19 protein-coding genes are annotated in these 21,519 nt (G+C 55.4%); 8 read left to right on the forward strand and 11 right to left on the reverse strand.

Annotated elements, in window-relative coordinates:
• Positions 1-48: 48 nt before the first annotated feature.
• From ACQE2I_RS18120 to mobI, 6 genes are all read right to left on the reverse strand, one after another.
• The gene (locus ACQE2I_RS18120; RefSeq protein WP_427029404.1) at positions 49-1,770 is read right to left on the reverse strand and encodes an ATP-binding protein; all 1,722 of its coding nucleotides are present in this window, start codon (positions 1,768-1,770) and stop codon (positions 49-51) included.
• A gap of 17 nt (positions 1,771-1,787) precedes the next feature.
• Positions 1,788-5,225: a BREX system P-loop protein BrxC gene (brxC, locus tag ACQE2I_RS18125; protein WP_427029405.1), complete on the reverse strand. Its 3,438-nt coding sequence runs from the start codon at positions 5,223-5,225 to the stop codon at positions 1,788-1,790.
• A 15-nt stretch (positions 5,226-5,240) separates the two neighbouring features.
• Positions 5,241-5,789: a BREX protein BrxB domain-containing protein gene (locus ACQE2I_RS18130; protein ID WP_427029406.1), complete on the reverse strand. Its 549-nt coding sequence runs from the start codon at positions 5,787-5,789 to the stop codon at positions 5,241-5,243.
• Positions 5,776-6,564, reverse strand: coding sequence for a hypothetical protein (locus ACQE2I_RS18135; RefSeq protein WP_427029407.1), 789 nt, complete (start codon positions 6,562-6,564; stop codon positions 5,776-5,778). The genes ACQE2I_RS18130 and ACQE2I_RS18135 overlap by 14 nt, the downstream gene beginning before the upstream one ends.
• On the reverse strand, positions 6,557-6,760 hold the full coding sequence (locus ACQE2I_RS18140; protein WP_427029408.1) for a helix-turn-helix domain-containing protein: 204 nt from the start codon (positions 6,758-6,760) through the stop codon (positions 6,557-6,559). The genes ACQE2I_RS18135 and ACQE2I_RS18140 overlap by 8 nt, the downstream gene beginning before the upstream one ends.
• Positions 6,761-7,009: 249 nt before the next feature.
• Positions 7,010-7,612 (reverse strand): conjugative transfer protein MobI(A/C), encoded by a 603-nt coding sequence (mobI, locus tag ACQE2I_RS18145; protein ID WP_427029409.1) that lies wholly within the window; start codon positions 7,610-7,612, stop codon positions 7,010-7,012.
• A gap of 738 nt (positions 7,613-8,350) precedes the next feature.
• Between mobI and ACQE2I_RS18150 the strand changes: the two genes are divergently transcribed.
• Genes ACQE2I_RS18150 through ACQE2I_RS18160 form a run of 3 tightly spaced genes read left to right on the forward strand, consistent with a single transcriptional unit; the run spans position 8,351 to position 10,522 of the window.
• Positions 8,351-8,551 carry a helix-turn-helix transcriptional regulator gene (locus tag ACQE2I_RS18150; protein ID WP_427029410.1) on the forward strand — a complete coding sequence of 67 codons (201 nt, stop codon included), beginning with the start codon at positions 8,351-8,353 and terminating at the stop codon, positions 8,549-8,551.
• A gap of 11 nt (positions 8,552-8,562) precedes the next feature.
• On the forward strand, positions 8,563-10,287 hold the full coding sequence (locus ACQE2I_RS18155; protein ID WP_427029411.1) for a DUF927 domain-containing protein: 1,725 nt from the start codon (positions 8,563-8,565) through the stop codon (positions 10,285-10,287).
• Entirely contained in the window at positions 10,280-10,522 is a 243-nt protein-coding gene (locus ACQE2I_RS18160; RefSeq protein WP_427029412.1) for a helix-turn-helix transcriptional regulator, read from the forward strand. The genes ACQE2I_RS18155 and ACQE2I_RS18160 overlap by 8 nt, the downstream gene beginning before the upstream one ends.
• Positions 10,523-10,575: 53 nt before the next feature.
• Here ACQE2I_RS18160 and ACQE2I_RS18165 read toward each other — a convergent pair whose 3' ends face one another.
• Positions 10,576-11,832: a tyrosine-type recombinase/integrase gene (locus ACQE2I_RS18165; RefSeq protein WP_427029413.1), complete on the reverse strand. Its 1,257-nt coding sequence runs from the start codon at positions 11,830-11,832 to the stop codon at positions 10,576-10,578.
• 185 nt (positions 11,833-12,017) lie between these two features.
• Positions 12,018-12,896 (reverse strand): YicC/YloC family endoribonuclease, encoded by an 879-nt coding sequence (locus tag ACQE2I_RS18170; protein ID WP_427029415.1) that lies wholly within the window; start codon positions 12,894-12,896, stop codon positions 12,018-12,020.
• Between the two features lie 159 nt (positions 12,897-13,055).
• Between ACQE2I_RS18170 and rph the strand changes: the two genes are divergently transcribed.
• The gene (gene rph, locus ACQE2I_RS18175; RefSeq protein WP_427031501.1) at positions 13,056-13,778 is read left to right on the forward strand and encodes a ribonuclease PH; all 723 of its coding nucleotides are present in this window, start codon (positions 13,056-13,058) and stop codon (positions 13,776-13,778) included.
• 126 nt (positions 13,779-13,904) lie between these two features.
• Here rph and ACQE2I_RS18180 read toward each other — a convergent pair whose 3' ends face one another.
• Positions 13,905-14,672: an exodeoxyribonuclease III gene (locus tag ACQE2I_RS18180; RefSeq protein WP_427029416.1), complete on the reverse strand. Its 768-nt coding sequence runs from the start codon at positions 14,670-14,672 to the stop codon at positions 13,905-13,907.
• A 141-nt stretch (positions 14,673-14,813) separates the two neighbouring features.
• Between ACQE2I_RS18180 and pyrE the strand changes: the two genes are divergently transcribed.
• The gene (pyrE, locus tag ACQE2I_RS18185) at positions 14,814-15,479 is read left to right on the forward strand and encodes an orotate phosphoribosyltransferase (RefSeq protein WP_427029417.1); all 666 of its coding nucleotides are present in this window, start codon (positions 14,814-14,816) and stop codon (positions 15,477-15,479) included.
• Here pyrE and ACQE2I_RS18190 read toward each other — a convergent pair whose 3' ends face one another.
• Entirely contained in the window at positions 15,480-15,944 is a 465-nt protein-coding gene (locus tag ACQE2I_RS18190) for a tRNA (cytidine(34)-2'-O)-methyltransferase (RefSeq protein ID WP_427031502.1), read from the reverse strand. It abuts the gene before it with no gap.
• Between the two features lie 79 nt (positions 15,945-16,023).
• Between ACQE2I_RS18190 and rep the strand changes: the two genes are divergently transcribed.
• Complete coding sequence (gene rep / locus ACQE2I_RS18195) at positions 16,024-18,093, forward strand: DNA helicase Rep (RefSeq protein WP_427029418.1); 2,070 nt, start codon at positions 16,024-16,026, stop codon at positions 18,091-18,093.
• 122 nt (positions 18,094-18,215) lie between these two features.
• Here the strand turns inward: rep and ACQE2I_RS18200 are convergent, their stop codons facing one another.
• A complete protein-coding gene (locus tag ACQE2I_RS18200; protein ID WP_427029419.1) occupies positions 18,216-19,031 on the reverse strand; it encodes a c-type cytochrome in 816 nt (271 codons plus the stop codon).
• 393 nt (positions 19,032-19,424) lie between these two features.
• On the opposite strand from ACQE2I_RS18200, the gene ACQE2I_RS18205 reads away from it, so the two are divergent.
• Both ACQE2I_RS18205 and ACQE2I_RS18210 read left to right on the forward strand, forming a co-directional pair.
• Positions 19,425-20,105 (forward strand): response regulator transcription factor, encoded by a 681-nt coding sequence (locus ACQE2I_RS18205; protein WP_427029420.1) that lies wholly within the window; start codon positions 19,425-19,427, stop codon positions 20,103-20,105.
• Positions 20,102-21,487: an ATP-binding protein gene (locus tag ACQE2I_RS18210; RefSeq protein ID WP_427029421.1), complete on the forward strand. Its 1,386-nt coding sequence runs from the start codon at positions 20,102-20,104 to the stop codon at positions 21,485-21,487. The genes ACQE2I_RS18205 and ACQE2I_RS18210 overlap by 4 nt, the downstream gene beginning before the upstream one ends.
• Positions 21,488-21,519 lie beyond the last annotated feature (32 nt).

The raw sequence follows: 21,519 nt of genomic DNA on the forward strand, positions 1-21,519 counted from the left end.
TATCCATTAAACGCATAGTATGCGCATAGAAGTTTATCTATGCGAATTTCAATACTCACGTGCATTGCTGTATTCATAGCGCGCCCAGCGCCGCTCCCCCACCTTCTGGAGGCCAGCGTTCTCCTGCATCAGCGCCTGCATCAGACGTCGGGCCTGGTTACGGTCAAAGCGAGTGATCTGCCGGATTTCCTTATTACTCAATCCGGGGTCGCCTCGTTTGGCTCGCTCCATCAGAATGCTGAGCACGCGGGTTTTGGCGGCATCCCAACCAATCCGGCGACGGGCTTCACTCTGGCCATCCTCGGCCAACCGATTGTAGAGCTCGGGCTGGATGCACCAATAAGCGCCCCGCCCGGTACCCCCGTGCTCGATGTAACCTGCCGACTCCATTGTGGATAACTTTTCGCGCATCTCTGCTTCGCCACGCTGGCACAGACTGGCTGCGGTGTTGGTGTCTATTTCCGGATGCTGGAGCAGGTATTGCAACAGCATCAGTTCATCCACGCCCAGGTTACGCCCGTGCTCACTTTCCTCCGCCACAAACAGGCGGAAGGTGGCGTTCAGCTCCCGCTTGGGAAAACTGACTTGTACCGAGTCACCAATCTCCCGAATCTGGGGCGGTTCTTTGCCTTCCATCAGCAGGGCGGAGAACATGCGGTTAATGCCCAGATTGCTGCGGTTTACCAGGCGCAGGCGGGTAAGGGCTTCCACCAGTAAGGGGTTTCGGGCAGCGGGCTGGTGATGAAGGATGTTGTTGGGGGTAATGCCGGCAATAAAGCCCCCGTTATTGCTGATTTCCAACCGGTCGGCATACAGCTTGACCATTACCGGCCCCGCTATGCGCAAGTCCGCATGGCAGAAGGCGTTCATCAGGGCTTCGCGCACTGCTATTTCCGGCCAGGTGCGGTACTCGTAATGGAACATGCCCTGTTTGTAGGTGGTGATGGGGTTAAAGGGCACCAGCAGTTCTTCTATGCGCTGAACGGACAAAGGCAAAGCGCTGACCCGATCCTCCCGGATGCCGTAGTCGGTATCCGAGGTCATTTGCAGGAAAGTCCAGTTGTGGCCGGGCAAGTGTTCCCGGATGGCCGCCTCGGTGCCGGCCAGCAGAATAGCGGCCCTGGTGAGTTTGCCCTGTTTGATCAGCCCGAGAGTGGACAGAAGTTCAGTGTTCGATAGCCTCAGCAAGTCTTCCGGCGCACGTTCCTTGCTGGCCTGGTTGCGCAGTGCTTCCAACGCTGTGGCGGACAGCAGTGAGTTATCCACAGGAGCGACGGCTTCTGCGGTGTAGTCGGTTTCGCCGGTTTCGACACTGATCTTCCGGCGCAGTGTGCCGGTCAGCGGAACGCAGTCTTTACTGACGCGGATGGTCCCTCGCCCTGCGGTGTCGGTGTACGGCGGCATACCGGGGTGAATCTGCATCAACAGTAACCGGCCGGTGCCTTCCGGTACGGCCAGCTCTTCGAATACCGGCATGATTTTCGGGTCGGTCTGGTCGTAGACGGCCTTTTTCAGAAGGTTTGCGTCGATTTCCGGTGGCACACCCAGAATGGCGTTACTTCGGCCCTGTATTCGGTCGGCCACGCCAAATACCACGGTACCGCCACCACCATTGGCCATGCACACGGCCATCTGGACCACGGTTTTTACCGCGTTGTCCCGGCTTTTCAGGTCCCACTGTTTGAAGTCGAGGTCCTGGTCTTCCAGTTCGTCGGCTATGCAGTGGTCCAGCTCTGGCAACAGAGCCTCGATGTTGGCGGCGGTTCGCATGATGTCTGTCGCGCTCTTTATTTGACGGAAATCGGACCTTTTTCCAGGGCCGTTTTAAGCTGATCTTTCACTTCTTCCGCCCAGGCATCAACGTCTGCCTCGGTTTTCAGCGTGCGGCGTGGTACCGATACAAACTGGATTTCCGGCTCGCACAACTCCGCTGCCGCGACTGCTACGTTGTCAAAACGGCTGGGTAGCGCGGCTACCCGGTCTGCGAACATGCCCAGTGAGCATTGGTCCAGGGTGTTCAGTACTTCCTCCGTGGACTGAACGGCCACTTTCGGCTGATCAGCCAGGGTCAGCTTCTGCTCGGACAGCAACTGGTTGCGCTGCTCTGGCTCCAGCTGCTTCCAGTTTCCGTCTGCCTCCAGGCGTTTCATGCCCTGTTCGTGCCGGGCCTGGTAGTCCTGATTCAGGGTGTTCAGGGCTTCGCGCAGGCTTTGGGTCAGGCTGGTGATCAACGGGTTGATCGGGTCCGGCTCTTCCAGCAGTTGGCGCTGTTGTTCGATAGTGTCTACCTGGGCGCGGTACACCTCGGCATCGGCCAGAGCGGATGCGTGGTTTACCAGGCGTTTGAGAACCATCCAGCTAGGCCAGCGCTGCTGGAGTTGTTCTGCCAGTTTCTCCCAATGCTCAATGCTTTGAACGAGTTGTTCCCGGCAGTTATAAAGGGCCAGCAGTTGCTCGTTACCCGTTGTCAGGCGGATATCGTCAAGGAAGCGGGTGTCCGGGCGTTCGGGTTTGGGTGCTTCGCCACCGGCTTTATCAGCCAGATCACTGACTTTCTGCAGGAACGATGGCACGTGCGCCAGTTCTTCGCCCTGCTTGGCGGATACACCCACTTTCTGGAGCACTTTGCGGATCTGGATACGCTGCGGTGTGGTGACATTGGCGGACTCCACTTTGAATAGGGTTTTACCAATGCTCTTGCGCTCCAGTGCGGAAGGCTCGATGGGTTGCCCACGGTCGTCCTGGGCCCGGATGATTCCGGCCACCAGCAGTACCTGAAGGCCGCCATCCACCGCATCCCGGGACCAGCCGAAATCTTTCCCTTCAAAGTGAGCGCGTATGTCTCCACCTTTTTTGCCACCGGCAATAAAGCCCAGAATGGCTTTACAGACCGGATTCTTGCCAGGCTCACCATCGTCACCGACGGCTTTGAGAGCATCCGGTGCGCCTGTCTTCGCTTTTTCGTAGGCTTTTTGCCAACCGCTGTGGTCAGCAATATGGAAGTTGGGGTACAGGCGTTGCAGCGAGTTGTTTGCCGCTTCCAGCACCATTTCCTGCAAATTGTTACCGAGGATTTCATTGCCACCACCCTGGAAGACCCGGGCGCCGGAGAAGGCTTCGCTGAGCAATTCCCGAATTTTGCCTTCGGCGGTCTGTTTGGTGGTTTCCATGGCCGCTTTGGCTTCGGTGCCTTCCGGCGTGTTGGGGGAGCCACGCTTGTCCAGAGTAGCGCTGGCCGCTTTGTAATCGATCAGGTGATGGCGCAGGTCATCCGCTGAACGCTTGGGGATAAACACAAAAACGGTAGGCGACTGGTTCCCGGCTTGCCGTGCATCGGCCCGAACGGAGTTTTCATCACTGCTCCAGCCATCTCGTACCCACACGCAGATACGCTCGTTGGCATCCGCCGGTAGCTGGGCATCAAACACCGGGTAGGTATCCCGGGTAACCTTCGCGTCGCCCTGCATCAGCGACAGTTTGCGCGCGACCTCACCGAACATGCGGCGTATGCGGTCGTCCCGTTCTGCGTGAATACGATGGGCTTCATTGGAGAGCGCGGAACGCTGGCTGAGGAATTCGTCAGTCCAGGCGGCACTCTCTTCGGTCTGAATGCGGTATTCCTCACCGACTTTCATCAACAGTTCGCAGTTATCGAGCAAGCCTGGCAGTTTGCTGCGTAGACTGCTGCTACCAGCGGACAAATCTTCTACCAGCAGATCTGCCAGTGAATCGACGTTCGCGCGAATGCCGATCTCATTGTTCTGACCGCCCAGCTTGTTGATCAGAAACACCAGGCCGCAAGCACGGGCCATCAGGCGCTGGTCTTCCGTGCCTTTTATCCAGCTCATGGTTTTTTCATGAACCTTGCGGGGCAGAATTCGGGCTTGCAGCAGTTTGTCTGCGGAATCGAAGTAAAGGTAATCCGCCGGTACCACATGGCCAAGCGGGTCATCCAGGTTGGTCTGGATGACTTTATGAATCATGCTGAGCTGGTTACGCAGCTGACTGTCGGTACCGGTCTGGTCCAGTATTCTCAGGGTGTTCTCCCAGAAGCGACGACGCACCGGCAAGATCGGGTAGTCCTGGGGGAAGTAAGGCAGGTCATCCTGCCGGTGGCCAATGGTTGTGCCCGCCAGGTGCCGGGAAATTTCGCCCAGGTTTGTTTGCAGAACCTGATCAATCGGCCCTTTGGCTTCAGGCTTTTTGGCGAGAATGACTTGCCGGATAACGGCATCGACATCGGCATCAGACAGCTCAACACGGATAGTGAAGCGCCCTTCGAGTTTCTTCAAATTGCTGGTGCCGGTTACCGCTGTCTGGCCGGTGCCAATGAAGAGCAGCTTGCCACCGAAGTTTTTACAGCAGGCCTCGACTGCTTCCTGTACCGCAATGGAGCGTTGGCTGTCTTCACCAATGAATTGCTGAACTTCGTCCAGTACGATCAGGGTAAGCGGGAATTTGCCGTCTGTGGTCAATGCCTGGCGAATGGCCTTGAGCATATCGTCGCTGGAAATGTCCTGAACGAACGGATACAGGTTGTTCAGGGTTTCCACGCAGGATGCCGGTGATGAGAACAGTGCCGGCTTTGCCTGTACCAGGGCTTCGTGCAGGCCTTCGGCCACGTAGAAGTTATCCAGCTCTTCCTGCCAGTCGTAGCCGTTGGATTCGACACTTTGGCGTACCTGGTCGTAAATGCCTTCGTGCTTCAACCACATCACAAAGCGGGCGACCGGGTACTGTTCCGGCAGCCCTGCCGATTTGAACAGAATACGCAGTAGCGCAAGCCGTACACTACCGCTTGCGCCGGAACCCAGGGTTCCGGATGCAGCATGCAAGCCACCGTGACGCTTCGCCTGAACGCTCAGCTCTTTGAGGTGTTCACTCACGCCTTGCGGCAGTTTGGCGATACCCCGGGCAGTAGCGCCATCTTCAAACTCTGCATCTACCCACAGTGCCCTCAGCATCTTCACCAGGTGGGATTTACCAGAACCGTAGAACCCGCTGACCCACACCGCCGGCTGTTGAGCCTGGTCGATGTTCTTCAGGTAGGTTTCCAGAATGTGGGACATTCCTTTCTCGTACTGGCCGTCACACACGAAGGTTTCCAGTTCGTAACGGAGTACCGCGAGCGCATGGCTTGTGGTTTCGTCGTTAACACTGGCCACACCTTCGTTGACCAGTTTGCGGATGGTCGGATCTTTCTGATAAATCTCACGATTCTTCATGAACAACCTCTTTCCTTAATCCTTGTCTGCGGTTATCGGTACTGCGAGATAGTTCCACCCGTCGTAACCGTCCAATAACCGGTAATTGTTGTTTTCATAGCTGCCGGGAAACAGGACCAACAGCCGCCCCTCAACCAGGGGAGCCAACTTATCCACAACGTCTTTGACCTTGAGAAAACCGAAAAGCGCGCCAACACCCTGGACAGCCACTACGGTGTTGTCGTTGGCATTTGTTTCTTTCAGAACCCGCTCGAACTCGCTCACAATATAGTCCAGATATTTTGGCAACACCGTGGCCAGCAGGTGCGGCTTCTGGAAATAGCTCTTTGCGTACCGTTGGGTAGCCAGCCAGCCTGCAAAGGTGTCGGTCAAATCAAACAGAACCCATTCGTGACCCGCCTGCCGGGTAACAATTTCGAATTCGTCTACCCGGGCTCTGAGCCAGCGCTCTTCGTTTTCGTTGTAAACGCAGAAAACCACCCGCTGGGCTGCGGCGGCATCATCCCTCCAGGGGATAGCAATGTGTCGCCCGTACGATTGAATCAGGCGCTTAACCCTGCTCACGCAACCACTCCTGTTCCTGCTGATTGATCAGGTTGGGGAAAAGCACTTCGATCACATCCCCCACCCGCTTGTAGGTTATCCAGCCCCTTCGTGAGGCCTGCTCTGCCAGCTCAATGGTTTGTTCCCGGGAGCAGTCCAGCAGCTTGGCGTATTCGGTACTGAACAGGCCTTGCCCACGCGCACCGGCCAGATAGCCCAGCAACAGAGCGTAGGCCGCACTGCCTGCTGTAGGGGCAGCTCGGTTACGGATTTTCTTGTTTCGCCCTGTAAGGTGGCCGGATTTGGTCCAGCTGGAGTTGATATTCTGGGCTGTGGATTTCAGAGTCGCCTTGCTGAAACGGCCTGGCTCCAGGCTATCGAGCAGTTCCTCTAGCGACTCACGGGTAATGACTGATCCCTCCGGCGTCTTGAGAATCATTGGTGCGCTGGCACGGAAAATGGTGTCTCTGGCGTAGGTAGCCAGCAGCGCCAGCATTGGCCGACCTGCTTCATCTCGCTGCCAGAAGTACAGCAAGGCACGAAAAAGCACATGGGCTGTGTCCAGAGAATAAAGCTCAGCCAAATGCTTATAGGTCAGGCGACGAGTCTTACCTGAACGTTTGCCGAGGCAGTTGTCTTCCTCTATCGCATTCAGATAATCAGCCTTTGTTGCGTCAGCACGGTTTACGTAATCGAGCAGAGCCGTGAGCTCGTCCAGCATCATTGTGCGGGAGCTGTGGGTACCGCCACGCTCAAACCGGAACCCGAAACGGGCAAGTTGTTTCTCCTCAGGCATTGGCGTTATTCCCGTCGCTGGCACCGCCGCTGCGTACCCATTCGTCCACTTCGTTCTTTTTGAACTTCCAGGCTCTGCCGACACGGTGGGCGGGCATTGCGTGCTTCTCGATCCACCTGTAAACCGAGTCGTTACTGGCACCGAGGTATTTGGCGATTTCTGTGACAGACAGCCATCGGTCGTCCAGTTCGGCCATCTTTTAGCTCCCTATGGGCGATGGTGTAGCCACCCCATCTGAGGCAGCGTAGTTTCGAGGGTGAATCAGTCTACACTACATTGACTAATCAATATATCGAGGCACTAAACTGCACACAACCGATCTGACCTGAATAGACCAGCAAAAGACAGCATCTAGAGCCACCGCAAATTTAGGTGCGCCCAGCAATAGCTCCTCAAAACATGCAGCTTTGGCGTGAATAGGCAGGGGCTTTAGCGCCCACAGCCTTCACCTATCCTCATTGGAAGGGCATGCGCTCCCGCCGGCAGCCTCCTTCAGTCCGCTGAGGTGCTCCTCCAGATTTTTCAGGAGGCGCTCACTTTTAAGCACGATTCGACGAAGCTCTGCTTGATTGGCATTGAGCCTTCGCAACATTTCAAAACCGGCCTCAACCTCTGAGATGATCAGTCGTTCCCAGTCCTGAGCCCGCGTGAAGGCTGGCTTGTGATAGCGGAACCGGCCTTCTTTGCGGATGTACGCACTAAACACTGATCGGCCCTCACCACTCTTCTTCGGGACAAAGCGGTTGTAGTACCAGGACAATTCCAGTTTTCTTTTTCTGAGTCGAACGCGGCAGCCGAAGTGCCCGGGATAGCCTGGTGTTTTGTCGCTACGATGAGCCATGTTGTGGGACCAGAAGTAATCACAGAGCCGCTGCGCCAGATAGCGATACCTCGCTTGCTCCACGTCCGCTTGTTGCTGAATCGCAGCCAGAAATTGCCGGCATTGCTTGATGGCGGCTTCGGTGCCGCGACGATGGTTCACGTTTTGGGCTCGGCTGACCGACTCCCACTCTGCGCAGATTTCCTGGTGAGTCATTCGTTTGCTCATTGCCGGCTCCTCTCTATGGATTTGCCAACAATCCTAAACATTCGAGTGCCTTGAGCTGCCATGTGCTTTTGCCCTTTTTGGACACAAAGGCGGGGGCGGAGGCAGATTCATTCCTCCCAGCCATGGGACCTTTCCAACTCCTTTCCACGTAACTATCTGATTTGGGACTTTGCCGTTGTGCTCCCACGTGCCATGAAATAGCCCGCATGGGCTGAGGGATCTGCGTTCCAGTATTAATTTGGGACCCTGGCCTCCCACATCAGTGACAACACCGGTATCCGGTAGCTTGATGGAACCGGGTTGACTGTCGTCGCTACAACAATTCCCGCTACTTCCTCGGGGCACTTAAAAAGGGCGCGGAAGAGGCCTTTTGGAGGCCCGGCGTGATACGTGCATGCTGATAAAATAACAGGGCGTCGAAAAGAGCCTTTAGGAGGCCGTCTTGATCACGCATATTTCTGACTTTCACATGTGAAAGTTAGCAGGCATTACCGCCTCATATAATGATGTCGTGGTGATGGCGGGCAACGGCTATTGTTTAAAACTCCACCAATTTTTGATCAAAAACCGATGAAATTCACATAAAGATCGACCGAACAAAATAAATTAACCATTTAATTCAAATGCTTATAAGTTTTTTCTCTTTGCGCCCAAAATGGCCAATTCCACGGTTCTGGTGTGACTTCAGGACTATTCATAATCACTCCTGTCCGTTAAACAACGAATCAGGAGTGGATTATGCAACGACAGTATTTCAACGAGACGAATGAACGTTTGCTCACCTATGAAGAGGTTTGTGCCGTTACCCAACTTTCCCAGGCCACGCTGCGGCGATACGTGCAATCTGGGCGTTTTCCGGCCCCCATTAAACCAAACCCACACGGGCGAGCCGTGAGGTTCCGGATTCAGGATGTTCGTGACTGGCTAGATCGGCTGTGACGGAGGTGCAAATGAAATTTCAGCTGAGGGATTCCGGCTTGTACAGCTACGGCTCTGAGCAGTGGCACTGGCTTGGCGGCTGGCTAGAGGTTGTCGCCCGGACTCGTCTTACCGGAAAGAAGCACGGTCACGGCGTGCTACTACAATGGAAAAACTTTGATAACGCCATGCTGAGGGAGGTGGTTTACGCCCGCGACCTGCACGGTGAGAATGCTCGTCAGATAAAAGAGCTTTTTGTCGACACGGGTTATCCGCTTAAGCCCGGCAACGCAGCTTGGTCGCAGATATTGCAATATTTGCTTGAGGCGATGGCAAAAGCGCCGCCGGCGACCACCGTCGACCGCACCGGCTGGCATGGCCCCATTTTCGCAACGAGTAGTTGGACGGCAGGTCAGGCGGATGAGCAGCATCACTTCGTTGGGCAGTTATCAACCGACCACATTTTGTCAGAAAAGGGCTCTCTCCAAGATTGGCAGGCCCACGTAGGCCGCCTTTGCGCTGGAAACTCTTTAGCGGTATTCAGCGTCGGCGTGGCATTGGCTGCACCGCTGTTGCAACCCGCTGACCTTGAAAACGGCGCTTATCACTTCGGCGGCCACTCCGGATCTGGAAAAACTACTTTACTGCAAATCGCTACCAGCGTTTGTGGCGCCCAGACGTTCATGCGTAGTTGGATATCGACGTCCAACGGGCTGGCGGCAGTATCTGCAGTGCATAATGACATGCTGCTGGCACTCGATGAGATCGGCTTAGCCAAGCCTGAAGATGTTGATGTAGCCACTTATCAAATCCTTAACGGTACGAGCAAATTACGCGCCCAGAAAACCGGAGACCTTGCCCCTCAAACGCACTGGCGAACGCTGGGCCTCAGCTCGGGAGAAATCTGGCTTTCAGAGATTTTTCAACAACTCGGGAAGCCTGTAAGAGCGGGGCAAAAAACTCGCCTGGTTGAAATACCCGTTTTTGGGAAGTATGGCGCTTTTGATGATTTGCATGGGCTTCCGAGCTCTCAGGAGCTGGTAGACACACTAAAAAGGCACACGAAGAAATACTACGGTGCGCTATTCCGAGAATGGATAGAACGCCTGACCGACGACATTGATGAGCTACCTATATACATCCAGCGGGAAACTAAAAAGCTGCTGGACACCTGGGTCACTCCACATATGGCTTCCCAGGTAATCCGCGTGCTCAAGCGCTTTGCTCTCGTAGCCATAGCATTGTGTCTAGCCTGCAGAAATTATCTGCTGCCTTGGACGGAAACCAGCTCAGTGCAGGCAGTCGAGAGAGTCATAGCTGCATGGCTTCAGCGTCGTGGACATGTTTTTGACGCTGAGGAACATAGTATCCTGATTCGTCTACGTGACGCAGTCGAGCGCTGGAACCACAGATTCTCAAAATTCGAACGCGGGCACTATGGGAGACTGTTGGGCTTTAGGCGAGAGGTAAGCGGCGAGCTCCAATGGCTAGTCAGAAGGGAGACTTTCCTCAAAGATCTAGGCTTACCGAGCCGGTACAGGGCCGACATTGAGCCCCTTTTTCAGAGAGGTTTTCTGGAGACAAACGAGCAAAATCGTGGAACACTGAAAGTCACGCTTCCGGACCGCTCCGAGCGCTTTTTTGCCGTCTGGCCCGATAGAGTGCGAACGTACTGGCAGAGCGTTCCAAATGGAGACACCCTTTCCCAGTTTCCCACTTTTCCCAGCGGCAACCCGGAGGTGGTAGAGGATGAGTGACAAAATCTTCAGCCCGCCTCCGGAAGAGCTGCGAGCCAGGTTGCTGGCTCTTTCGGGACACTGCGAACGACTGGTCAGAGAACCGGATCGCCGTGCGATTACTGGCGTCAGTCGAACCCAGTGGTGGTCGCTGGAACGAAAGAAAGTTGCTCCGGCGCGGCTAAGGCTGGGCTGCAGCTCGGTGGCGTGGCGGTTATCGGATCTGCTAGCCTGGATTGAACAGCAAGGGACCTGAGTGGCCCCTTTACTCTCCGGTGTCAGCAACAGTGCTAAAAGTCCGTAAAGCGGTCAAAACTCACCGTTGTTGACACCGGAACTGACCTCACCTCTCACGATGGGCGCTAACCATTCACAGAGCGCCTCGTGGGCGACCCTCCGTTCCTCAAAATACCCATGTTGGTTATACACCCGGTCCGAACGGTTGCCGGGTAACTGATTCAGGCAGCGCTGGGCTAGATTGTCATCAAAGCCAAGCTCCCCCAGCTTCGTTCTGGCCGTACCGCGAAGATCGTGGACGCGGCGCTTGTCGAACGAGAAGAACTTTTGCTCAAAGAGTTTCTTGAGTGCGTGGTTCAGCGTGTTTTCGCACACAAACGGCGTCCGGGCTTTTTTGCTGATCCTGCGAGCGGGGAATACCCACTCACTACCGCAGGAGCGTACTTTCAGTTCTTTCAGCCATTCCACGGCGGGCTCCGCCAAAGGAATATCGATAGCCCTTCTCTTTTTGGTCCTTTCCTCGGGCAAGTACCAGATACGGTTCTCTAGATCGAATTCCGACCACGGCGCCGCCAAAAGCTCCATCTTTCTTGTACAAGTCGCTATCAGCAACGCACAGGCTAGGTAGTTTTCACGGCTGAACTGTGCCGGAATCACCCGGAGCCTGTTGAAGAACTCGATAACCTCGGGTTCCGTCATTGGGTAGTTGGCGGCCTTCTCCTTCCCACCGGCATCTCTTGGGCGGAATGGAGAGGCGGGATTATTTCTTGTTACATCGAGTTTGATGCCGTGATCAAACAAGTTCTTTAGTAAGCGCATCAGATCATTAGAGATGGTTGGGCGCGGAGGGTAATCATCGTAACCGCTCGCAACGTCTCGCAGTATTTTGCTGATATCTACCGGACTGATCTTTTCCAGCTCCACTTTCCCAATTCGAGGCTTCACCTCCCTGTCGTACAGACTCTTTTCTCTCTGGTGAGACGTTATCTCGCGCTTGCGAAGCTCATAGTAGTCTGTGTAAAGATCATTAAGCGTTTTGAGAGGGTTCTGGTTGACCTTCTGCCGCTCCTGCACAGGATCGGCCCCCTCACGCTTGATCGCCAACCTCAGTTTCGCTGCTTCATCGCGGGCATCGGCCAGAGACCAGTCGTCTACCTTGCCGATGGTGTATTCACGCCGGAGCTTGGTAGCTGGCGTGGTGTATCGCAGCATCCAGTAAGCGTCGCCGCGCTTCGGGGTCATAAGGTAGAGGCCATTGCCGTCGGCATGCCGCACGGATGGCTTCTCTTTGATCAATTTCTTGACGGTCTTGTTGTGTAGCTTGCCCACTTTCCTGCCTTAAAAAAATTGGGGAGTACAATCTCGCCGATACAATATAGCGACAAAACACTCCCCAATCTACTACCCACAACTACCCAAACCTGGCAGAACTTACACGAACGCAATGACTGTCAAATAAACATAACTCTTTGATTTACAACTAACTATAGAGCGACGCCGAACACCCAGGAACATCATTCAATATTCTGCACCTGCTCCCGCATCTGCTCGATCAGCACCTTTAACTCCACCGCGCAGCGGGTCGTCTCAGCCACCACGGATTTCGACGACAGCGTATTGGCTTCGCGGTTGAGTTCCTGCATTAGGAAGTCCAAACGGCGGCCTTTGGGGCCTTTCTGGGCGAGCTGGTGGCTCACTTCTTCTATATGCGCAGTCAGGCGGTCTAGCTCTTCATCCACATCAGCTTTTTGCGCCACCAGTACCAGTTCGGCTTCCAGGCGCTGCGGGTCGAGTTCAGTTTTGGCAACCTCCAAGCGCTCCAGCAGTTGGGCGCGCTGGCGCTCCAGAATCTGCGGTAGCAGGCTACGCACGGTGGCGACCTGCTCACTTACCGCTGTCAGGCGGGTGGTGATCATCTCGGCAAGCTTTTCCCCTTCACGGGCACGTGCCTCAATCAGCTCATCCAGCGCTTGGTCAAACAGCGCTTTGGCGGCGGTTTTGATGGCGTCTTGGTCAAGGTGCTGGGTTTCCATTACTCCGGGCTGGTTGAGTAGCGCAAGCGTGGTGGGCGGCACGGCGCTGGGTACCTGCTGCTGAATGGCGGTTAGCGCATCAGCAATGGCGGCTAAGCGGGCGCTATTTACAGCCGGAGCTTGGGCAGTTTCGGCGCTCTCAAAGCGAACACTGCACTCGACTTTGCCACGGGCTAAACGAGTGCGCAGCGCCTCGCGCAGGACCGGCTCTAAATCACGTAGGCTTTCGTGTAGGCGGAAGTGAGGCTCTAAATAGCGCTGGTTCACCGAGCGGATTTCCACCTGCAGGGTGCCGAAAGGAGCGGCCTGCTCGGTGCGGGCGAAGGCGGTCATGCTGTGTACGCGGCTGGAAGTGGCCATGTTTCATCCTAATAGAGAACAACGGTGTATAAAGCATTGCCAACAGTCTACTCGATAGGCCCATCAGCGCACGCCCAGACGTGTACAATGGAGGGCTTTTCCTAGTTGTGCGTTTATTGAGAGGTACTATTTGTGAGCAGTGCTAAGCGTCCTGATGTTGTGCGTCCCAGCGGCCGCGAGGCCGACCAGCTCCGCGACATTCGCTTAACCCGTGACTACACCCGCCATGCGGAAGGCTCGGTACTGGTTGAGTTTGGCGATACCAAAGTATTGTGTAATGCCAGCGTTGAAGCAGGCGTACCGCGCTGGCTGCGCGGCAAACATCAAGGTTGGGTCACCGCTGAGTACGGCATGCTGCCCCGCGCCACTCACACCCGTAGTGGCCGTGAAGCGACCCGCGGCAAACAGGGCGGCCGCACGCTGGAAATTCAGCGCTTGATTGGCCGTAGCCTGCGCGCTGCGGTGAATTTGAAGAAACTCGGTGAGTTCACTATTACGGTGGATTGCGATGTTATCCAGGCAGATGGTGGCACCCGCACCGCAGCGATTACCGGCGGCTGCGTGGCACTGATGGATGCCGTTCGCTATCTGCAGCGCGAGAAGAAGATTAAAAGCGACCCTTTCAAGCAGTTGGTGAGCGCTATTTCCGTGGGTATTTATAAAGGCGTACCGGTACTGGATCTGGATTACCCAGAAGACAGCAAAGCCGATACCGACTTAAACGTGGTGATGACCGAAAGCGGCGAGCTGATCGAAGTGCAGGGTACCGCCGAGGCAGGTGCTTTCACTCGCGCCGAGCTGAACGCGATGCTCGATTTGGCCGAGACAGCCGGTGGTGAGCTGCGCGAGAAGCAGCGTGAAGCGCTGGGTATTCGAGGGTAATGAAGGTGAGGTGTGAGGAGTAAGGCGTAAAAAACAACAGGCCAGCTAAATGCTGGCCTGTTGTTTGTCACCCCGGCTAATCAGCAAGGGTGACAGGCGACGCGGGAAAAGTTCGTTGCCTAGCGCTTAGAGCGCCAGGTCGTACTCAACGATTAGCGGGGCGAACTCGGAGAAGGTCGCATCGTAATCGATCCACGCGTCGACCACGTGGCGGCGGAAGTTGGGGCCGACTAACTGATAGTCGATCCGCCAGCCTTCCTGGCGCTCACGGGGCACGTCTTGGTCGAGCTTCGGCCACCAGGTGTACTCACCTACATCGCGGTTAATTTCGCGGAAGGTGTCGATAAACCCGGCGGGGCCAAGCACCTGATCCATCCAGGCGCGCTCTTCCGGGCGGAAGCCTGAGGTCAGTTGGTTGTCCGACCAATTAGCCAAATCGACGGTTTTATGGGCAATATGCCAAGTACCGCAGAGGATGTATTCGCGCCGTTTGCGCGACATCTTCGTCAGGTACTCTTGGTACTGATCCATAAATGTCTGCTTAGCTTTTTGGTCACTTCCATCAGGCATCAGGAAAGAGACAATACTGAAGCGTTCATAATCCGCCTGCAGAAAACGTCCTTCATGGTCACACTGAGGAAACCCTAGACCATACATAATCGCCTTGGGGATTTTGCGGCAATAGAGTGCCACACCGGAGAAACCATCCTCTTCGGCATCCAGGAAATAGCCTTCATAGCCTTCCGGATACAGAATGTGGTCGCCCAGTTCAAAACTTTTTGCCTTGATGTTCTGCACGCAGACTACGTCGACATCCTGCTGAGCCAGCCAGTCCAGGAAGCCACGATCGACGGCATCACGAATACCATTGACATTGATGCTGGCAATTTTCATAAATCGTCCCTTTTGCGTCGCTGCTGTATGATACCCGACGTTTAGACGTTTGGGTAAAAGCAGCGAGTAAAACTTGCCATTTACCCTACTTATATTGTTGCTTTCGTGCCGATTTAAACCTACCGCCTAGTGAGGAATGCCGTGGCCACCACTCTACAACCCTACCAGCGCGATTTCATTGCCTTTGCCATTGAGCAAGGTGTGCTTAAGTTTGGCGAGTTTACCCTGAAATCTGGCCGCGTTAGTCCCTATTTTTTCAACGCCGGGCTGTTTCAAACCGGGCGGGCGCTGGCCAAGCTCGGGCGTTTTTACGCTCAGGCGATTGTCGATAGCGGCTTAAATGCCGATGTGCTGTTTGGCCCGGCTTATAAGGGCATTCCGCTGGCCGCGGTCACGGCGGCGGCCCTGGCCGATCATCACGACCTGGATATGCCTTACTCCTTCAATCGCAAAGAGGCCAAAACCCACGGTGAAGGCGGTAATATTGTCGGCGCGCCGCTGTCTGGCGATATTTTGATCATTGATGACGTGATTACCGCGGGCACCGCGATTCGCGAAGTGATGACACTGATTGAGCAAAGCGGCGCGCGCGCAGCGGGTGTTATTATCGCCCTAGATCGTCAGGAGCGCGGCCAGAGCGAACAGAGCGCGATTCAAGAAGTGCAGGCCCAGTATGGTATGCCGGTGGTCAGTATCGTCACTCTGGAGCAAGTGCTCACTTACCTAGAAGAGCATGCTGGTGGCGAAATGCTCGCTTATGCCGAAGCGATCAGGGCGTACCGTGACCGCTACGGGATCGCTAACTGATTAAACCGAGCCAGCGAAGCCTTGCTGGCGCCACGCCTCGTAGCTCACAATAGCCACGGCGTTGGAAAGGTTGAGGCTACGGTTGTTGGGCTGCATGGGCAGGCGCAGTTTGTGCTCAGCAGTGAGCGCTTCATGCACCTGAGGTGAAAGCCCAGCGGTTTCCGAGCCAAACAGCAGCACATCGCCGGGGGAAAAGTCGGCATCGCTGTAGCTGCGCGCGCCCTTAGTGGTGATCGCCCAGATGCACCGGCCCTGCATCGCCTGTTGAAAGGCGCTAAAATCTGCGTGGCGAGTCACGTTGGCTAGGTCACGGTAATCCAGTCCGGCGCGACGCAGCTTTTTCTCTTCCAAGTCAAAGCCCAGCGGCTCAATCAGGTGTAAACGGCAGCCGTTATTGGCCACCAAGCGCATGATATTGCCCGTATTGGGCGCCATACGCGGTTCAAAAAGCGCTACTTCAAACATCGCCACCTGCCTGTTGATCATGCATTTGCCGATTGTAATCGAAATAGCCTAGCAACACTCGCAGAGGATCACCGACGCCATGACGCCTGCCACGCCCAAGAGCATTCTTAGCCGCATTAAAGGGCTAAACCCGCGCCAGCAGGAAGCGGTGCGTTATATCGATGGCCCCTGCTTGGTGCTGGCGGGCGCTGGTTCGGGCAAAACCAGTGTGATTACCACCAAAATTGCTTATTTGGTCCAAGAGTGCGGGATGAGCGCGCGCAGAATCGCCGCGGTGACCTTTACCAACAAAGCCGCCCGGGAGATGAAAGAGCGCGTAGGCCAAATGCTCCACGGCAAAGAGGGCCATGGGCTAACGGTCTCCACCTTCCACACCCTGGGGCTGAATATTATCCGCGGCGAGCTTAAAACCCTGGGTTATAAACCGGGCTTTTCGCTGTTCGATCCGGAAGATGCCAAAGCGCTGCTGCGCGATTTAATGAATAAAGACGCCCAGGTGGATGCTGAGCAGATCAACGCCGTGCAGAGCAAAATTTCCACCTGGAAGAATGATTTAGTGCTGCCCAGTGATGCGCTCTCGTTTGCCGCGGATGACGATGAGCACTTTGCGGCTCGGGTGTACGAAGCCTACGTGCGCCATTTAAAAGCGTATAACGCGGTGGATTTTGACGACCTGATTCTGCTGCCGGTGGTATTGCTGCAGCGCGACCCGGAGGCGCTAGAGCGCTGGCGGCGCAAAATCCACTACATGCTGGTGGATGAGTACCAGGACACCAACGTGTCCCAGTACCTGCTGGTGAAACTGCTCATGGCTGAGCGCTCCACCTTTACCGTAGTGGGTGACGATGATCAGTCGATCTACGCTTGGCGCGGCGCCCGCCCTGAAAACTTAATTACCCTAGGCGAAGATTTCCCGCGCTTGAAAGTCATCAAGCTGGAGCAGAACTACCGCTCTACTGCCACTATATTGCGCGCGGCCAACACGCTGATTGCCAATAACCCCCACGTTTATGAGAAGACGCTGTGGTCGGATATGGGCGACGGCGCGGCCATTCGGGTGATTGTGAATCGCCATGAAGAGGCGGAGTCCGAGCGGGTCGCCAGCGAAATGCTCACCCGCCGTATCAAAGAAAAAGCCGAGTGGCGCGACTTTGCGGTGCTTTACCGCGGCAACTTCCAGGCCCGTTTGTTAGAACTCAAGCTGCAGCACTACCAGATTCCTTACAAGCTCTCCGGCGGTACGTCGTTTTTCTCGCGCAATGAGATCAAAGACGCCATGGCTTACCTGCGCTTGCTGATTAACCCCGCCGACGACAACGCTTTTTTACGCATAGTAAACGTACCGCGCCGGGAAGTAGGCCCTGGAACGGTAGAGAAACTCGCCAACTACGCTACGGAGCGCTCAATTTCGCTGTTCGCTGCCTGCCACGAGCTGGGCTTGGAACAGGTATTACCAACCCGAGCCGTAGAGCGGCTAAGTCGATTCACGCACTTTATCGATGGCGTGCGCAAGCGCATGGATCAAGGCGATGCGATTGCCGCCATTCGCGATATGCTGCGGGATATGGATTACGAGGCCTGGCTGTATCAAAACGCCAGCGCGCCCACCGTTGCCGAACGGCGTATGGCCAATGTGTGGATTTTGATCGACCAGCTAGAAAAATCCCTCAATCGCGACCCAGAGGACGATACCGATTCCACCGATACCGAAACCGACGGCGTGGAAGCAGCGATTTCACGCCTGGTACTGCGCGACATTCTGGAACAGCAGGCTGAAGAGGATGACTCCGATCGCGTACAGCTACTCACTATGCACGCCTCAAAAGGCCTCGAGTTCCCCCATGTCTATTTGATGGGCTTAGAGGAGGATCTGCTGCCCCACCGCAACGCCATCGAAGTAGGCACCGTGGAGGAGGAGCGGCGACTAGCCTATGTGGGTATTACTCGGGCGCGGCGCACGCTAACATTGACGCTCGCGCGTCAGCGTAAAGCCTACGGCGAACTGATGGACTGTGCGCCCAGCCGCTTTTTAGACGAGCTGCCTGGGGAGGATTTAGAGTGGGAAGGTCGTGCCGATAAGGAGGATCCGGATAAGAAACAGGCCCGTGGCAAAGACGCCATTGCCGGGCTGCGCTCGCTGCTGGGGTGATGATGAAACTGAGCTTATAAAAACTGACTTATAAAAACTGGCTTATAAAAAATATCCACAGGGCGGTAGCTAAAACACCCTGTGGATAAACTTAGCAAACTGAATCAGTGTGCTGCTTGCCGCTACTGGGCTTCAGCCATCATATAATCGACGATGGCCATGACCTCTTCGTCAGCGAGGTTGGGGTTACCGCCTTTAGGAGGCATAGCGCCAAGGCCGTTAATGACGCTGGCGTACAGCTCTTCAGCCCCTTTTTCCAAACGCGCTGCCCAGGCTTCAGAATCGCCCAGTATTGGTGAACCGGCTACGCCCGAGGCGTGGCAAGCTACACAGCCAGAGCTTGCGTAGAGTGCTTTACCGTCTAGACCGTTGCCGCCACTGCTGGCTTCTTCAGCTGCTGCCGCGTCTTCTTCACTCGCTGCACCGTCGCTGGCTACCGTTTCTTCTTCTGTTGCTGCTTCATCTTCAGCAGCAGCTTCATCGCCACCGCCTAATTCAGGCACGTCCATGACGGGCTCGACCATATAGGCAGCCGCCGCTTCCATCTCTTCATCAGAGAGGTTGGGGTTGCCACCACGAGCAGGCATTGCACCAATACCATTGATAGAATGCTCTAACAGCGTGGCAAAGCCTTGCTCAGTGCGCTCAGCCCAGGCCTCTTCTTCACCGCGGATAGGCGCACCAGCAGCGCCCGATTCGTGGCAAGCACTACACACATTGCCGTAGATGCCCTCGCCGTCGATATCACCGCCACTGCTAGCGGCTGCCGCCGGTGCCGCTGCGGTGCCACACTCCTCGCCTTGTAAACAGAGTTGCCCTACCGGCGCCAAACGCTCGGCAATCGCATCACGTGCGACATCATCTTGGGCATAAACACTCGACGTGCCCGCCATGAAACCGAGGGCCGCCAGCCCGCTCATGATCAGCTTAGCTTTCACTCTCACCACCTCTTGAGTATTGTCATTAAACGTTTGTTCTTAACCCCTGTTCGCGGCAGCGCCACCAACGACGATGCGCAGCCGAGACGCCAAAACGTGCGTATTGGGGCTAGTATAACGGCAACGCAAAGCGCAAGAAAATGCTACTAAGCGCGCCTATGCATTTAACGGTGACTATTGCCGCCTTATTTTGACGCTGTATTCCTGTTGCTATCGCCTTTCCACGCTAATAAACGCTGCCGTACTGATGCGATCCAGAACTCCGACGGAGTAACAAAGCGTGCTACGTTATTGGCCTATCATTTATAACCATCATCCTGACGGCCTAAGCCTTTGCACGCCACCCTTTTAAGTGCCCTGGTAACCATTGCTTAGAGGAGAGCCCACGACGCCATGCGTATTCTGTTGGTAGAAGACGACCCCAGCTTAGCCTCGGGCATTCGCCTGGCCTTAAAACCTGAACATTACACGGTGGATCATCTTGGCGATGGCATCACCGCCTTGGCGGCCTTGAAGGAAGGAGAGCCGTTTGATGTGGTAATTCTCGATTTGGGACTACCGCGTATGGATGGAATGCAGGTACTTGAGGACGTGCGGCGACAGGGTAATCGTGTGCCTATTCTAGTGTTAACCGCTCGCGACGCGGTCGACGAACGCATTGATGGGTTAGACGCAGGTGCCGATGACTATTTAACCAAGCCGTTTGAAGTCGCTGAACTAAAAGCACGCCTGCGCGCCCTGTTGCGACGCAGTAGTGATCAGGTGAGCAGTGCCCTAGAGTGTCGCGGTATACGGCTTGATCCCTTAACCATGCGGGTCAGCTATCAGCATCAGCCTGTTGAACTGTCACGGCGTGAACTGACCCTGCTCCAAGAGTTTATGAGCCACCCTGGCCGCGTGTTTACCCGCAATACATTAACGCGTTTGGTTTATGGCTGGGATGAAGATGTAGAAAGCAACGCGATTGAGGTTCACGTGCACCACTTACGGCGCAAATTTTTTCCTCAGCTTATTCGTACGCTGCGCGGCATCGGTTACGTAATGGATAAAGCCGACCAGGATGAGCACTCATGACCTCTATCCGCCAACGCACGCTTGGACTCGCACTGCTGGTGTTTGGCATTAGTATGTTGGTGATTGGTTGTCTCAGCTACCGCTATGCTGCCCATGAAATTGAAGCGTTGTACGATGCCAGCTTGGCGCAGAACGCACGTCTACTCGAGGGGATACTGCAAGCACCTCTGCCGGAAGAGGCTCGCAGCGCACTGCTCAATAGCGTGGAAGACGCGTTAGAACGCGCCGTGCAATCCGACCAGCGCTTTGCTCAGCACCGTGATGACAGCAAACTGGCCTTTCAACTATGGCAACAGGATCATCTGCTGTTGCGCTCTACCAACGCCCCCGACGCACCAATGGCAGGCCTCCCCCCCGGCTTTACTAGTCAACATATTGGCGGGCACGAATGGCGTATTTACGTACTCAACGTCACTGAATCCAGCCAACGAATTATCGTCAGCGAGCGTGAAGATGTGCGCGGCGACGTTATAAGAGCGGTGGCGCTCCGAACCCTGATGCCCGACCTGATTGGCCTACCACTCCTTACCGCCCTGCTATGGTGGTCAATTGGCTGGGGCTTGGCCCCATTGTCGCGTATGGCGGAGCAGATCCGCAGCCGTGATCCACACAATTTACAGCCCTTGACGCTTAGCCCACTGCCCCAGGAACTGGATACGATCGCCGGAGCGCTTAACCGGCTATTAGAACGTATCCGCATCATGCGCGTGCGCGAGAAGCGATTTATTGCCGATGCCGCCCATGAACTACGCACCCCCTTAGCGGTACTTGATCTACACGCGCAAAATGCCCTAACCGCCGATCATCGTGATGATCGGCGCGAAGCGCTAAGCCTCCTTCGCGGCGGCGTAGCCCGCTCCACGCGGTTAGTTACCCAGCTATTAACGTTGGCGCGCCTGGAACCCGAAGAGGAGACGCAGCCTGAGTACCGCACCACCCACCTACTCAGTGAGGTACGTGAGGCGCTGGCCAAGCTTTCACCTCTGGCTGCAGAGCGGGGCCAACAGCTACTGCTAAATGCAGATGAGCAACCCGATTGGTTAATGTTGGAAGAGCCCGGTGGCATAGAAACCCTGATACAAAACCTGGTCGGCAATGCCATTCAGCACTCACCCAGTCAAAGCGCGATCAGTATCACGCTAACGGCAACGTCAGCAGGCTTTCAATTAACGGTGGATGATCATGGCCCAGGTATACCGATTAGTGAACGCAAAAAAGTGGTTGAGCGCTTTCAGCGTGCAGGCCCCAGCGCAGGTTCCGGGTTAGGGCTCTCGATCGTTGAGCGGTTAGTCACACGGCACAAAGGCAAGCTTCAACTTGAAGATGCCCCCAACGGCGGGTTGCGTGTGCGTATTTATCTGCAGCGCCTTCAAGAGGAATAGCATTTTCTTGGTTTCTTAAGCGACGTTTTAGA

This window comes from Halomonas sp. H2, from assembly GCF_050215315.1.
GTDB lineage: Bacteria > Pseudomonadota > Gammaproteobacteria > Pseudomonadales > Halomonadaceae > Vreelandella.

Coding starts and splice junctions, on each gene's coding strand:
- ACQE2I_RS18120 (WP_427029404.1), bottom strand. CDS start 1,770: ATGCGAACCGCCGCCAACATCGAGGCTCTGTTGCCAGAGCTGGACCAC.
- brxC (WP_427029405.1), bottom strand. CDS start 5,225: ATGAAGAATCGTGAGATTTATCAGAAAGATCCGACCATCCGCAAACTG.
- ACQE2I_RS18135 (WP_427029407.1), bottom strand. CDS start 6,564: ATGCCTGAGGAGAAACAACTTGCCCGTTTCGGGTTCCGGTTTGAGCGT.
- ACQE2I_RS18140 (WP_427029408.1), bottom strand. CDS start 6,760: ATGGCCGAACTGGACGACCGATGGCTGTCTGTCACAGAAATCGCCAAA.
- mobI (WP_427029409.1), bottom strand. CDS start 7,612: ATGAGCAAACGAATGACTCACCAGGAAATCTGCGCAGAGTGGGAGTCG.
- ACQE2I_RS18150 (WP_427029410.1), top strand. CDS start 8,351: ATGCAACGACAGTATTTCAACGAGACGAATGAACGTTTGCTCACCTAT.
- ACQE2I_RS18155 (WP_427029411.1), top strand. CDS start 8,563: ATGAAATTTCAGCTGAGGGATTCCGGCTTGTACAGCTACGGCTCTGAG.
- ACQE2I_RS18160 (WP_427029412.1), top strand. CDS start 10,280: ATGAGTGACAAAATCTTCAGCCCGCCTCCGGAAGAGCTGCGAGCCAGG.
- ACQE2I_RS18170 (WP_427029415.1), bottom strand. CDS start 12,896: ATGGCCACTTCCAGCCGCGTACACAGCATGACCGCCTTCGCCCGCACC.
- ACQE2I_RS18180 (WP_427029416.1), bottom strand. CDS start 14,672: ATGAAAATTGCCAGCATCAATGTCAATGGTATTCGTGATGCCGTCGAT.
- ACQE2I_RS18190 (WP_427031502.1), bottom strand. CDS start 15,944: ATGTTTGAAGTAGCGCTTTTTGAACCGCGTATGGCGCCCAATACGGGC.
- rep (WP_427029418.1), top strand. CDS start 16,024: ATGACGCCTGCCACGCCCAAGAGCATTCTTAGCCGCATTAAAGGGCTA.
- ACQE2I_RS18205 (WP_427029420.1), top strand. CDS start 19,425: ATGCGTATTCTGTTGGTAGAAGACGACCCCAGCTTAGCCTCGGGCATT.
- ACQE2I_RS18210 (WP_427029421.1), top strand. CDS start 20,102: ATGACCTCTATCCGCCAACGCACGCTTGGACTCGCACTGCTGGTGTTT.